Raw genomic sequence first — 15,181 nt, forward strand, 5'->3', positions numbered from 1 at the left:
CAGCATGACGACCGCCTTAATGAATGTGCACTAAAAACAAATATAGAATTAACAAAAGATGTGTCCACACGATAGGATTGGTCGGGTGGAAGAGGTGATAGGTTATAACTTGGATAACTGGTGGCGGTTAAGGCCCTGGCAGTTGTTTTATTGGTTGTATCCGATTCTGGAAGGGCAACTTCCGGCTTTTGGCATCTTGTTACTAAAAGGAACATAAAGATGCCCATAAAATATTTTAAGGTTCTCATATTGTTGTAGATGATTTGGTTAGTAAACTGTATTAGATTCATCCAATAACAGCTAATAATAGATTAAGCAACTAGCTTTTTACAGATAGTTTTTTATTGATCGGATAAGAAACCATTGGTGCAGGTAATGTGGTTTGCTTTCCTTTTTTACTGAGTTAATACAGGAAAGCGGTTTGTTACCATCGGTTGATGTTGTGTTTTTTTCGTTTCCGATTGTTTGTACACTGACGGGCCACGCACTTCCCGACAGTAGCCGGGGCTGCAGTCTTGTTGGTTCTAACAGCCTTGTTAGATTGATAATTTTCATGCTCATAATTGTTTTTTGGTTAGATATGGTGATTATTAGTAGGCTGAGGCTGATAAAATAGGTAATCTGTACACGGGGTATATATGTTACTAAATAGGTAACAAATGTTGCCTGTTAATTTTAGTATTTTACAGGCAAGGCTTGCTTACAATTATCCGTTAAAACATAAATGGTTTTTAGGGGATTTATGTGACTTTAGTTAACATATTCATTTCAGGATAAAGCCTAAAAATTGATAAAATGTTACATAAGGGCGAGATGTTTTTATAAGGCAGAATTATCTTGTTTCTTAGTTATTTGTCTGTTTTTCAGTGTTTAACGGTGTTTTATTTAGCTTTCTAATCAAAATGCTACCGATAGCCATGTAACAAAAATATCCTTCTTTGTATCATTTGAGGCATTCGTCAGTTTGACTTGAAACTATATTTGAATATTCAAAGCCAATAATTAATGGCAAGCAATTAGGGGCAGCGTTAGGGAAGAATAAACTCTTATTTCTCGCTGTTCCTGGAGGTGTCGTTAATTAAGGGCGAAACAAACCAAAATAAACCAAATATGAACCAAAAAATTTCTATTCGGAAATTACCGGCTTTTTTGCTGGTGGTAATTTTCTTAGTGCTCCTGCACTTAAAAGGTTATGCCCAGGAGAGGCAGATTACAGGAAAGATCGTGGGGAACGACAATCCCGCACCATTGCGCGGAGCTATCGTGCTGCTCAAGGCTAAGAACACAGCTGTATCAACAAATGAACAGGGACAGTATTCTATAAGGGCAAATACTGGTGATGTACTCGTTTTCAAAATGATCGGTTTTCAATCACAGGAAATAATGATCGGTGATGGTAGTGTCATCAATGTTATCTTAAGGGTCGAATCTACAAAACTGGATGAAGTTGTTGTAATTGGCTATGGTGATAAGGCCAGGGGTGATCTTACGGGATCTATATCTTCGATTTCTGGCAAAGAACTCCTTAGAACACAGCCAACAACTGTTGATCAGGCACTGCAGGGAAAAGTTCCCGGTGTTGTGGTTCAACAGATTTCCGGCCAGCCAGGTGGAGGTGTTTCTGTTCAGATCCGCGGATTATCGGGCTTTAGTAATAATCCTCCTTTATATGTAGTAGATGGTCTTCAGATCTTGCCTTCAACCGGAGATAAGGGTACAAATCCATTATCAAGTATCAATCCATCCGAAATCGCTTCAATAGATATTTTGAAGGATGCTTCAGCTACCGCTATTTATGGTGCACAGGCAACCAACGGTGTGGTGATCATCACCACTAAGCGAGGCATTTCTGGTCCTCCGGTGGTGAGCTATGATGGCTATGCGGGTGCTCAGGCGCTGCCAAAATACTATGAAGTAATGAACCTTAAGGAATATGCAACCTTTATGAATGAAAAGGCCGCAATCATCGGTTATGACCTCAGGCCGCAGTTTGCAAATCCAGCCTATCTGGGCGTGGGAACTGATTGGCAAAAAGCCTTATTCAGGACCGCACTCATGCAAAACCATAATGTGGCCCTTACCGGTGGTGATGCCAGAACGAAATATTATCTTTCAGGAACTTATTTTTCACAGGACGGAATTGCGCTGGGATCTGATTTCAGAAGGATCTCAAGCCGATTGAACCTGGATAACAAAACAACCGATTGGTTAAAAATGGGGGTGAGCCTGCAATTGGCCAATGTAAAAGAAAATGTAACTACTTCTCAATCAGGTGTAATCAGACAGGCGTTAAATCAAACACCTGATGTAAATGTGGTAAATCCAGATGGTACCTGGGGTGGCAATGATCCAAATATTTATGGCGCTACAGGAAGCAATCCATTTGCCTTGGCGAAAATCGTAAAAGACCTTAAGAACCGCTACGAATTATTCGGAAATGCTTATGCCGAAATTCAGTTTGCCAAAGGACTTACCTTGCGCAACGAAATCTCCGGAAATTTTTCAACGGCCACAGAAGACCAGTTTGATCCTATTTATACCATGGGCGCTTACTCCAAAACCTCTAATTCGGCAAGTTATTTTAGCGGAAAAAATACATTTTATTCCCTTACCAATTACCTAACCTACTCGCATTCTTTTGTCAACAAATATAACCTGAATGCAATGGTTGGGCACGAGTCTAAACTGTGGGATTATGAAAACGTATCGGCAAAGAGAACAAATTTTCCCAGCAATAATGTACAGGCCATAAATGGTGGTGATGCCACAACGGCAACCAACTCTGGCGATAAAGGACAAACAGCTGGAGAGTCCTATTTCGGCCGTATTGATTTTAAATACGATGATAAGTATAATGTTACGCTTAACGTCCGCAATGATGGGTCATCCAAATTTGCAGCTAATAACAGGTGGGTGACCACTTATTCTGGTGCATTCGCATGGAAACTGAAACAGGAAAAATTTCTTAAAGACGTAAAAGCGATCGATGATCTGAAACTTAGGATCGGATATGGTTTGCAGAATAACCAAAATATTCGTGATTATGCCTACGGCTCAACTTTAACGACTGTAGCAACATCATTATCGGGTAATTCGCAGCTGATTGCTACCAGTGGCAATCCTGATGTAAAATGGGAAACAACAAAAGGATATAATACCGGTCTGGATGTAAGTATACTGAACAGAAGGGTTGACTTTTCGATAGATGCGTATTATAAAAGAACGGATAACTTATTGTTAAGCCTCACCTTACCCTTATATTCAGGTATGGTTGATGCTACAGGCTATGCCCCGGGATCGATCCAGTCTCCTTATATCAATATCGGTTCTGTGAGTAATAAAGGAATTGAATTTTCTGTAACCACCCATAATATTAAATCTAAAAACTTCAACTGGAGAAGTAATCTGACATTTTCCCGTAACAACAATAAAATCCTCACCTTAAATACCGATGCTGCCGCACTATATGGTTATGCAGGCAGCACAGCAATTACCAAATCAACGGTGGGCCGATCGATTGGGGAATATTATGGTTACGAAACATTAGGCACCTATAAAAATGCAGAAGATTTTAAAAAGTATCCTGCCTTATCACAAAAAGGTGGACTTCCAATTCCAATAACCAATGGTTCAGGAGGTGTATGGGTAGGAGATGTTATATTTAAGGATCAAAATAACGATGGCGTGATCGATGAAAGCGACCAGGTTTATTTAGGTTCACCAATTCCGAAATTCCAGTTTGGAATAAACAACAGCTTTAATTATAAAAACTTCGACCTGAATATCTTCATGTCTGGAAATTATGGCAATAAACTTTATAACCAGGTGAGGGTAGATGCAGAAAACCCGAATCAGAATTTTGGATACTTTAGAAACGTGGGAGATTTTGCCCGCATAGGGTTAATTAATCCTGCCGGTTCTGCTACTGATATCAACAACGTATATATTACTAATCCCGAAACCAGTATCACCAGAATCAGTCAGTCCAGCGGTAACGACAACCAACGTTTTTCGAGCAAATATATTGAAGATGGTTCTTTTATAAGGTGCAAAAGCATTACGCTGGGATATAATTTTAAAGAGCGTCTTTTATCTAAAATCCACCTGAAAAACTTGCGCCTTTATGCCCAGGTAACCAACGTATTTACAATTACAAAATATAAAGGTTATGATCCTGAGATAGGTTCATGGAATCCCTTAGCAGCAGGTGTAGATAATGGATATTATGCGCAGCCACGTGTGTTTACTATTGGTGCCAACATCTCTATTTTAAACAACTAAGACCTAAAATTATGAAACATATTAAACTATACATACTCACTTTATTCGCCGCTGCCATAATAATAAGCGGCTGTAAAAAAGATTTTCTGGATAGAGCGCCCTTGTCGCAAATAACAACAGATAATTTTTATAAGAGCGCTTCAGACTTAAGGCTTGCCACAGCTGCCCTTTATGCGCAGCCATGGAACGATTGGAACAGTTTCCCTTTGCTCGGTATCGGCGACATTCTGAGCGGCAATATGTTGCAGCCTTATAATGCCGACCTTGCCCAGTTGACTTCGTTTGCGGTAACCAGTAATAATGGACAGATTGGTACCTCATGGCGCTGTTTTTATAAAATAGTGGCGCATTGTAACACCAATATTAAGGCAATTACTAATAACGTGCCAGATAGTGTATCCCTCAAAAGTAAAAATGGGGCACTTGGAGAGCTGAAGTTTTTGCGTGCCACTGCATATTTTCATTTGGCACAGTTGTGGGGGGCAGTGCCCATCATTGAGGATAATGATAAATTAATAAAAAATCCACTGTTGCCACGTCACCTGCTTAGCGATGTATACAAATTTATCATCAGCGACTTAAGATTTGCCGCAGGCGCATTGCCACCCCGCGATCAGGCAGGAAGGGTAACTACCTGGTCTGCTCAGGGTATGCTGGCCAAAGTATATTTAACAAAAGCTGGTATCAGCGGAAGCAGACGCCAGTCGGATTTAGACAGTGCTGCATTTTTCGCTAAAAATGTGATCAATACCAGTGGATTAACCCTTTTGCCAAGTTATTACAATCTGTTTAGAACACAGTTTAATGATAACCAGGAATCACTTTTTGCCTTTCAGTGGGCACCTGGTGTGGGTTATGGTAATGGTAATGCGATGCAGACCCAGTTTGCACCCAGCGGGAGCATAGTTCCGCCTGGTGGAGGATGGGGCGGTGCCATTGGACCAACCGTTGATCTTGATACCTTATATACACCTCAGGATTCTATACGGCGCAAAGCGACCTTTATGCTTACAGGCGATCACTATCCCGAACTGAACGCAGCTGGCGGAGGATATACCGCTACCTCATGCAGCGTTAAAAAACATATTGTTGGTACTGCCATCGATAATAACGCACCAACGATGGACATATGGTCTTCTAGCGAACATAATGCGGTTTTACGCCTGGCTGATGTTTACCTGGTGTATGTTGAGGCCTTACTAGGAACCAGTAGTTCAACTTCTGATGCAGAAGCATTAAGGGTTTTCAACATGGTAAGGAAAAGGGCTGGTGTTGATCCGGTAACAACAATCACCACGGAAACACTTAGAAATGAAAGAAGGATTGAGCTGGCATTTGAAGGGCAGTACTGGTTTGATCTGGTTCGCCTTTCATATTATAATCCACAGGGGGCTATTAACTTATTGAACAATCAGATCCAGAAGAAAACCAGGGTTCAGTTTGCTTATGACCCAGCTACAGGGAAAAAGACCAGAAATAACAATGGGATAGTTATTACAGCACCAACCATTGCAACCTTTACTTTGCCTATACCGGCCACAGAGATAACTGCCGACCCGAAATTATTGGATCCACCAGTGGCATATTATTAATTAGGGCTAATTTATTATTAATCAAAAAGATATGAAAAATCTGTTAAACAGGGCCAATAGCCATTTGTTACTTATTTTAGTCGCAATAATATTTTTTGCAGTTCAAGGCTGTAAAAAAGATGCATCCTCATCATCCTCAGGTCCGCCGGTTATTACCGGTATACGTAATTATGTACCCAGCCCGGGCGATTCGCTCTTAACCAGGGTAGGAACCGGAAAATGGGTTGTAATTACAGGGAGCAACCTAAAAGGAGCGCTCCAGATTTATTTTAACGGAGTAAAGGGCTCATTTAACGATGCCTGGTTTTCTGATACAAGTGCAATCGTATTAATGCCGGCAGTAATTCCTTTCCCTTTGGTTGAGCCTTCGCAGCTTAATACTATACGTTTTGTAACTACAAAGGGCGAAACTACCTTTTCATTTCCAATTGTTGCCCCTGCACCCACGATTTCTGGAATATCAAATGAAAGTGCTAATCCCGGCGACAGCGTTACGATAAAAGGATTAAATTTCTTTTTTATCCAGCGGGTAAGTTATGCTGGGGTAGAGGTAACTGGGTTTAAGGGAGCAAATGATGGTACCGCGATAAGTATGGTAGTTCCTGCAAGTGTTTCTACACCTGGACCTGTTATTGTGACTACAAAATCGGGTACAGCCACCACCTTTTACAACGTTCATGATTTTACAACAGGTGTATTAAATAACTATGACGGCATAAATACCTTCAGCTGGGGTTCTGATGTTTCGAACAGCGCTGTTAATTTCCCTGGGAATAATGGTAATTATGGAATATTAAAAGCTACAAATATCCCTGCTGGTAACGGAAGCTGGTGGGAAGGCGGACGTTCCATCAATACCAACGCAGTTCAGTGGGTTCCTACAGCCAATTTGCAAGATACCCTGAACAAGTATTCATTGAAATTTGAAATCGCTGTTAAGAAGCCATGGACTGATGGCTCTATTCAGATTGTTAAAGACTATACATTTACCTATTCTGCTTTTTATCGCCCTTGGAAGAATGCAAACGGGTCTAACGGTTCATTTAAAACAAATGGCTGGCAAACAGTCACGCTTCCATTATCAAACTTTTTAAAGAACGGACTGCCTGCTCCAACCTTGACCGAGTTACTCGGTTCGACCGGAAATGGAGCAATCAACGTCACTTTTACCAATGACGGTGCAATCGTGGTCACCGACTTTGAAGCCGCTATTGATAATATCAGGATAGTAAAAACAAGATAAACAATACCACCGGTCCGTAATTTTACGGGCCGGTATGCTTTAATTATAGCAACGAAGATTTTCTATAATCCTAGGAAGAAAAATAAAACAAACTTATGAGCCGCTTCGGAAATGTAAAAATAAAAGGATGTCTATATATCTCAGTATTACTCGCCTTTAGCCTGCTTACCGCATATTGTAAAAAGCAAGAGGAAATTCAACCACAGCTCAACATTTCTACATCAGATGTTGCTTTTCTGCCTGATGGAGGCATCTCCAATATAACGGTTACCAGCAATGGCAAATGGAATACTAAAAATCCTGCCGATCTTTGGTTGCAGATCAGCCAGACTGCAGGAACTGAAGGAAATACCGAATTAAAGTTAACCGCAATGCCTAACCTTACAGGTGTTTCCCGCGCTGCGGTATTGGTGGTTAACTCAGCTAACGGACAGGCCCGAAGGGTTACAGTATCGCAAACGAGCACGCTATATCCTTCCTACAATACATCGCCCAAAGCTCCCGACCTAACAGGTATGGGCAGCACAGCGGTACAACTGGCGGCGAAAATGAATTTGGGCCTGAATATTGGGAATACAATGGAAGCTCAGGGCGGCGAAACGGGCTGGGGTAACCCCCAGATTACCGAATCGTATGTGAAATTTGTAAAACAGACAGGTTTTAATGCGATACGCATTCCCTGCGCCTGGAACTGGAAACATTTGAGCGACGAGCAAAAGGCTACCATCGATCCTGCATGGCTTAACCGTGTTAAAGAAGTAGTTAAATATTGTGTAGACAACGATATGTATGTGCTGCTGAATATCCACTGGGATGGGGGCTGGCTGGATCAGAATATCAACCAGGCAAAGAAAGATCTGGTTAATGCGAAACAAAAGGCATTATGGGAGCAGATTGCTACAACCATGAGAGATTTTGATGAGCACCTGATGTTTGCGAGTGCGAATGAACCTCCAGCCGAAAATGCAGAACAGATGGCAATATTAAACAGTTACCACCAAACATTTATAAATGCCGTTCGCGCTACAGGTGGCAAGAATAGTTACCGGGTGCTGGTTGTTCAGGGGCCAGGTACTGATTTCGAAAAAACCAATAATCTGATGAATACCCTTCCAACAGATCAGGTACCTAACCGCATGATGGTTGAAGTGCATAACTATACCCCATCTCAATTTACAATATTGCTTGATGGTGATGCCAGTTGGGGTAAAATGTTCTACTACTGGGGAACGGGTTATCATTCGGTTACCGATCCGAGCCGAAATGCAACCTGGGGTGAAGAAAGTGAAGTATCAAGATTATATGCATTGATGAAAGCCAAGTTTGTTGACAAAGGAATTCCGGTAATACTGGGTGAATATGCAGCTTTCAGGAGAACAAATCCCAATTATCTGCCTTCGGATATGGCAAAACATAATGAGTCGATAGATTATTGGACAGCTTACTCAACCCAACAGGCCATTAAATTTGGCCTCAAGCCCTTCTTTTGGGAACAAGGCACCGTTTTAGACCGTAGAAATAATAAAGTTCTCGATCAGGGGATCGTAAATGCCCTTATCTCAGGAGCGAAGTAAAATGATAAAGTTTATGTCGCTTATTTAAATCTGGATAAAAAATCCGTAATGCCTTATGGATCACAGATTTCAATAAATATTGATTTCGCGTTGATGTGAAAACTAAGTGGTTCATAGAAAAACAGGGCAAGGACACCAGGTACGCGTATCACCGCAATATTTTTACAACTTTCAATAAGTATGAACAAATTTTTATTAACAATTTTCTTGATCCAATTCACTATTTGCGCAACAGCGCAATACCAGTTAGCTCACCACCCGAAAGCCCCGGGTTTCTATACGAACCCAATTTTCGCAGGAGATTATCCCGATCCTAGTATACTACGTGATGGGGATAATTATTACATGGTCCATTCATCCTTCGAATATTATCCAGGGTTATTGATCTGGCATTCAAAAGATCTGATCAACTGGAAACCGGTAACTCACGCCTTGCACAAAAAAGTGGGTTCAGTGTATGCGCCCGATCTGGTGAAGTATAAAAATAAGTTTTATATCTATTTCCCAGCAAACGGTACCAATTATGTGGTAACCGCAGATTCGATCGGGGGGCAATGGAGTGACCCGGTTGACCTGAAGATCGGCAACATCGACCCCGGACACATTACAGATGAGCAGGGCAAAAGGTATTTATTCTTCAGCGACGGAGGATTTGTGCCGTTGTCTGATGATGGCCTTTCCACCACAGGAAACCAAAAGCGTTCATACAAAGGTTGGCCCATCCCCAGAAACTGGTCTATTGAGTGTTTTTGCCTGGAAGGCCCTAAATTGATAAAAAGGGGAGAATATTACTATATTACTGTGGCAGAAGGCGGAACAGCAGGCCCGATAACCGGCCACATGGTTGTATCTGCACGGTCAAAATCACTGTCAGGGCCATGGGAAAATTCACCTTATAACCCGATTGTCAGAACAACAGAAAAATCTGAAAAATGGAGATCAAAAGGGCATGCCACCATAATCGATGATGTAAAAGGAAACTGGTGGATGGTGTTTCATGCTTACGAAAAAGACTTTTACAACAAAGGCCGCCAAACGATGCTTCTGCCCATAGAATGGACAAAAGACGGCTGGTACAAAGTACCCACAGGTATAATCGACAGTAAACCGATCAGAAAGCCAGATTTGGCACCTTCTAAAACCAATTTTAACCTGAACGATAATTTTGCAGGTAATAAATTAAAGTCTCAATGGCAATTCTTTGAAGAACTGGATACTAACAGATTTCGATTGGCCAACAACAGTTTGTCAATAAAAGCAAAGGGAAATACCATTGGTAATAGTTCTCCCTTATTATGCATACCCGAAGACCATTCCTATACCGTTGATGTTGAGGTATTAATTGAAGGAAAAGCAACTGCTGGATTGGCTCTTTTTTACAACAGCACTGCGTCTTCCGGGATACTGGCCAATAATGAAGATGTAGTTGCCGATTTGCGTGGCTGGCGAGCTCTGGCTGAAAAAAATGTAGTTAATAATCACGTGTTTCTGCGTCTAAAAAATGTAGAAAACACGGTAGATCTATATTACAGTAAAGATGGTGTGAAATGGAACAAAATTGAAAATTCCTTTGAGGTATCGGGCATGCACCATAATGTACTTAGCGGATTTTTGAGCTTACGGATCGGCCTTTGTTCCATCGGAGAGGGAAAGGTAACGTTTAAGAATTTTAAATATACCCCGGTAAAATAAATATTAGGCCGTTTTAAAGCCTTTGTTAATTTACGCAATATTATATTGATGAATGCTATAATATTTAATAATACAAATTAATATAACACAACAAAGTGAGGAGCTTCAATTTATACAAAAGGCAATATTTTGCAAAACAAATAGTATTCGCATTTATACTATTGATAAGCTTTTTTTCAGGATATGCGCAAAATGGCATGGAAAGAAAACAGTTATTTGATTACGATTGGAAATTTTTTTTAGGTGATCCACCGGAAGCTACAGCAAATGATTTCAATGATTCAGGTTGGCGTAAACTTGATTTACCGCACGACTGGAGTATCGAAGGAAAAACTCATCCTAAAAATGCTACAGGCGGAGGTGGCGGATTTTTTCCGTCAGGAATGGGTTGGTATCGCAAAACTTTTCAGGTGCCTGATAGCCAGAAGGTAAAAAAAACAGCTATTTATTTTGAAGGTGTTTACATGAATTCCGAAGTTTTTATCAACGGAAAATCGCTGGGTGTATATCCTTATGGTTACACATCGTTCAGTTATGACCTTACACCTTATCTGAATTTTGGAAAAGAGAATGTTATTGCTATACGTGTTGATAATTCACAACAGATGAATAGTCGCTGGTACAGTGGTTCGGGAATCTATCGCCATGTTTGGATGATGGTTACTAATCCTGTACATGTTGAACATTGGGGCGTAAGTATTTCAACCCCCACGGTATCTTCAAAAAAAGCAGCTGTACTGGTGAAAACCAAGGTTAAAAATGAAACAGCATCTGCCCAGAGCGTGGTTGTAAAAACCCTTCTCTGGAATAAAAATTCAAAAAATACTGGTAATTGTCAGATGAAGGTCGAACTTCCTGCCAATAGCGAAAAGGAAATCACCCAGACCATACAAGTGTCAAATCCGATGCTTTGGACACCAGAAACACCTCATGTATACGAGGCTCAGGTTCAGGTAGTAAAAGACAAAAAAGTGCTAGACGGTACAAAAACCAATTTTGGCATCCGTTCCATAAAATTTACGACCGAAAATGGATTTCAATTGAATGGAAAAACAGTGAAGATAAATGGCGGTTGTGTGCATCACGATAATGGATGCTTAGGTGCTGCTGCTTTTGACCGTGCCGAAGAGCGTAAAGTTGAACTGCTTAAAGCCGGTGGTTTCAATGCGGTGAGAACTTCCCACAATCCCCCTTCTGAAGCATTTCTTGACGCCTGCGATAAACTGGGCCTGCTGGTAATGGACGAATCTTTCGACTGCTGGAAAATTGGAAAAAACAGTAACGATTATGCAAAATATTTCGTTCAATGGTGGAAAAAAGATTTACAGTCAATGATTTTGAGGGATCGAAACCACCCTTCGGTTTTCATGTGGAGCATAGGGAACGAAATTGTAGAACGGGGAAAACCTGAGGCTGTTGAAACCGCTAAAATGCTTTTGCAGAAAGTAAAAAAAATAGACACTACAAGGCCAGTAACTTCTGCAGTTGTGAATTTCGGCAAATGGGAAAACCTGGATTCTTTGATAAACGTACATGATGTTGCCGGTTACAATTACAACCTGCATACTGCCCCAGAAGATCATAAAAGAGTGCCTTCGCGTATTATTGTTCAAACCGAATCCTATCCGAAAGATGCTTTTACCAATTGGAAACTGGTGCAGGAAAACAATTATGTAATCGGTGATTTTGTTTGGACAGCGATGGATTATCTTGGAGAGTCAGGCATCGGCCGTTGGTATTATTCTGGGGATACACCTGGTGAACACTGGGAAAATAATTTTTTTCCATGGCATGGTGCTTATTGTGGTGATATCGATCTGACCGGATGGCGGAAACCCATTTCCCATTACCGGAGTATGTTGTATAACGATAACGAAAAACTCTATATGGCCGTTCGTGAACCTGCTCCTGAACCTTTAGAAATCAAAGAAACCTGGTGGTCTGTATGGCCAACATGGGAAAGCTGGACATGGCCAGGTTTTGAAGGAAAAGCAGTTCAGGTTGAAGTGTATTCCAAATACCCGAAAGTGAGGCTTTACCTTAATAACAAATTAATAAGTGAACAGGCAACTAGCATCGAGCAACAGTTTAAAGCTGCTTTTCAGGTTCCATATGCTGCGGGTTTGCTTAAAGTCGTAGGGGTAGAAGATAATAAAGAAACGGGATCAGCCATTCTGAAAACTGCTGGCGAGGCTGCAAAAATATACCTAACAGCAGACCGGAAAGAGATCTTGGCCAACGGACAGGATTTATCGTACATCGCGATTGAAGTAACCGATAAAGAGGGAACAATTCAACCTAATGCAGCCAACCGTTTGCATTTCGAGATCGAAGGTCCGGGCGTAATTGCAGGAGTGGATAATGCTGATCTGAAAGATTTTGAACAATATGTGGGCAATACCCGTAAGGCATGGAAAGGTAAAGCTTTAGTGGTGATAAAGAGCAAACAGGAAGCTGGCGATATCAAACTAACGGTTACCTCGCCTGATTTACCAGCAGAAACTTTAACCATCAAAACAGCAATTAAGGATTTAAACCACAAGAACTAGGTTCCCATGTTAAAAAAAACTATACCACTGATTATATTAACACTGCTTATTTCGTTATTAAGTGTAAAATCGCAGGAAGTCAATCAGTTTTTCCCAGAAAAAGACCTCATTACTACGGGGATATACTATTATCCCGAACACTGGAAAGAAAGCCAATGGGAGCGTGATATCAAAAAGATTTCGGATATGGGTTACGAGTTTGTCCACCTTGCAGAATTTGCCTGGTTTAAAATGGAACCCGAAGAAGGAAAGTTTGATTTTACCTGGCTCGATAAAGTAGTGGGTTTATGTGCGAAATATAAGCTTAAAGTGGTCATGTGCACGCCATCTGCAGCTACACCGGCGTGGATGCGTGCCAATTATCCCGAAACCTTTATCATGGACGGACATTATATCCGGGCCGAACATGGCACAAGGGGACTGGCGTCGGTTGTTAATTCCAGGTACCGGTTGTTTGTCGAAAAAATTGTAACCGAAATGGGCAGGCGCTATGGTCAGCATAAAAATGTAACCGGATGGCAGCTGGATAATGAGCCCGATGCCAAACCCGATTATAGCGAGCCCTCGCAGCAGGCTTTCAGGGGCTGGTTAAAAAGTAGGTACAAAACCATTGATGCTTTAAATGATGCCTGGGGCACAGCTTTCTGGAGCCAGTGGTACAATAATTTCGACCAGGTTATGATCCATAACACCAATCTGGTTGGCTGGTGGGGCAACAATCCGCATGCCCTGCTCGATTTTAAGCGCTACTGTGCCGATGCGCAGGCCGAATTTCTTGATTTTCAGGCCGGCACCTTACGCGGACTCATATCGAAGCAGCAATATATTACCACTAATTATACCGCGGTCTCTACCGGTTCTGATCCGGGGCGGACAAAGAAACTCGATTTTGCAGCCTATACTGCTTATCCTAATGGTGGCAGCGATAACATTGGCGAACTGGGATTTAGGATGGGAGATAGTAGAGTCATCCTTTTTGCATCAGAATATTTTAAGCGTGTAGGAGGCGTATCGGGCGTGATGGAAATTCAGCCTGGTCCTGTAAACTGGGGAAGCTACAACCCGCTGCTTTTGCCCGGAACGGTGCGTATGTGGCTGTACCATACCTTTGCTGCAGGTGGGAAACTTGCCTGTTCCTATCGGTTCAGGCAGATTTTATACAGTGCCGAACAATACCATTCTGGTGTTATACAAACAGATGGGGTAACCCCTTCGCAAGGGGGCGAAGAGTACATCCAGTTTATGAAAGAAATAAAAGAACTGAGGAAGCTGTACAGGCCAGGGGCTAAGGTGCCTGAAAAACTGATGGAACGCTCAACGGCCATTCTCTGGAACCTGGAAAATTACTGGACCATCGACAGGCAGAAACAGACCAACCAGTGGGACACATGGAACTATCCGGTCAAGTTTCTGGAAATGGCAAAATCTTTGGGGGCTCCTGTTGATATAGTACCGGACACTACTGATCTGTCGAAATATAAGGTGGTAATTGTTCCTGCTTACGAAATGGCCGACTCGGCTTTAGTAAAGAAATGGAATGATTATGTAACCCGTGGTGGACATTTGATCATTACCTGCCGTACAGCAACCAAAAACCGCATGGGGCATTTCTGGGAGGGTAAACTGGCAGCGCCAATTTCGGGCCTTATCGGCGCGCAGATTACGGCAACCGATATGCTTTCTGCTTATGCGAAAGGAGACATCCAGATGGGTACGGAACATTACAAATGGAATAAATGGGGCGATCTGTTGCAGCCCGATCAAAATACCGAAGTTCTAGCAAGGTATGAAAATCAGTTTTATAAAGGAAAGGCAGCTGTTGTAAAACACAAAATCGGTAAAGGATCGGTAACCTACATTGGTGTGGCCACAGACGATTCGAAGCTGGAAAAAGATCTGTTACGCGATACTTATACCGGAGCAGGGGCAACTACCGAAAATTATCCACCAGGTGTTTATGTTTATTGGAGGGATGGGTTTTATATGGCCGTAAATTATTCTTCTACTGATTATATCATAAATATTCCTGCAACTTCGAAGATTATTGTTGGAGAAAAAACATTAAAACCCGCTGGCGTATTGGTTTGGAGCGAGTAAACGTCGTATTCTTCATATCACTGCAATGGTTGAAACCCTTTGTTGATTATTTTAATGCACTTGTTTGTATCGATAGGGCTATAATCTGGTTTTAAAATTTTACATTTTTTATGAGCCTGTTTAAATTTGATACAATTATTTTACTTATCTAAC

Annotated in this window: 8 protein-coding genes; 7 read left to right on the top strand and 1 reads right to left on the bottom strand. The window is 41.6% G+C overall.

Annotation, left to right across the window (positions count from 1 at the left end):
- Nucleotides 1-248, bottom strand: a 248-nt coding sequence (locus AW17_RS24715) for a hypothetical protein (protein ID WP_036670577.1), incomplete at its 3' end; no start/stop codon positions are given.
- Between the two features lie 862 nt (nt 249-1,110).
- Here AW17_RS24715 and AW17_RS20860 point away from each other — a divergent pair.
- The 7 genes from AW17_RS20860 (at nt 1,111) to AW17_RS20890 (ending at nt 15,028) form a co-directional block, all read left to right on the top strand.
- Nucleotides 1,111-4,281, top strand: a complete 3,171-nt coding sequence (locus AW17_RS20860; RefSeq protein ID WP_029279718.1) for a SusC/RagA family TonB-linked outer membrane protein — start codon at nt 1,111-1,113, stop codon at nt 4,279-4,281.
- Between the two features lie 11 nt (nt 4,282-4,292).
- Nucleotides 4,293-5,873: a RagB/SusD family nutrient uptake outer membrane protein gene (locus AW17_RS20865; protein WP_029279720.1), complete on the top strand. Its 1,581-nt coding sequence runs from the start codon at nt 4,293-4,295 to the stop codon at nt 5,871-5,873.
- A gap of 31 nt (nt 5,874-5,904) precedes the next feature.
- A complete protein-coding gene (locus AW17_RS20870) occupies nt 5,905-7,116 on the top strand; it encodes a glycan-binding surface protein (protein WP_029279722.1) in 1,212 nt (403 codons plus the stop codon).
- Nucleotides 7,117-7,211: 95 nt separating this feature from the next.
- Nucleotides 7,212-8,690 carry a cellulase family glycosylhydrolase gene (locus AW17_RS20875; protein WP_083488794.1) on the top strand — a complete coding sequence of 493 codons (1,479 nt, stop codon included), beginning with the start codon at nt 7,212-7,214 and terminating at the stop codon, nt 8,688-8,690.
- A gap of 180 nt (nt 8,691-8,870) precedes the next feature.
- A complete protein-coding gene (locus AW17_RS20880) occupies nt 8,871-10,382 on the top strand; it encodes a family 43 glycosylhydrolase (RefSeq protein ID WP_029279726.1) in 1,512 nt (503 codons plus the stop codon).
- 197 nt (nt 10,383-10,579) lie between these two features.
- Complete coding sequence (locus AW17_RS20885; protein WP_083488795.1) at nt 10,580-12,931, top strand: glycoside hydrolase family 2 TIM barrel-domain containing protein; 2,352 nt, start codon at nt 10,580-10,582, stop codon at nt 12,929-12,931.
- A gap of 6 nt (nt 12,932-12,937) precedes the next feature.
- Nucleotides 12,938-15,028: a beta-galactosidase gene (locus tag AW17_RS20890; RefSeq protein ID WP_029279730.1), complete on the top strand. Its 2,091-nt coding sequence runs from the start codon at nt 12,938-12,940 to the stop codon at nt 15,026-15,028.
- Nucleotides 15,029-15,181 lie beyond the last annotated feature (153 nt).

Source organism: Pedobacter borealis DSM 19626 (genome assembly GCF_000708285.2).
In the GTDB taxonomy this organism is placed as follows: Bacteria; Bacteroidota; Bacteroidia; order Sphingobacteriales; family Sphingobacteriaceae; genus Pedobacter; species Pedobacter borealis.

Coding starts and splice junctions, on each gene's coding strand:
- AW17_RS20860 (WP_029279718.1), top strand. CDS start 1,111: ATGAACCAAAAAATTTCTATTCGGAAATTACCGGCTTTTTTGCTGGTG.
- AW17_RS20865 (WP_029279720.1), top strand. CDS start 4,293: ATGAAACATATTAAACTATACATACTCACTTTATTCGCCGCTGCCATA.
- AW17_RS20870 (WP_029279722.1), top strand. CDS start 5,905: ATGAAAAATCTGTTAAACAGGGCCAATAGCCATTTGTTACTTATTTTA.
- AW17_RS20875 (WP_083488794.1), top strand. CDS start 7,212: ATGAGCCGCTTCGGAAATGTAAAAATAAAAGGATGTCTATATATCTCA.
- AW17_RS20880 (WP_029279726.1), top strand. CDS start 8,871: ATGAACAAATTTTTATTAACAATTTTCTTGATCCAATTCACTATTTGC.
- AW17_RS20885 (WP_083488795.1), top strand. CDS start 10,580: ATGGAAAGAAAACAGTTATTTGATTACGATTGGAAATTTTTTTTAGGT.
- AW17_RS20890 (WP_029279730.1), top strand. CDS start 12,938: ATGTTAAAAAAAACTATACCACTGATTATATTAACACTGCTTATTTCG.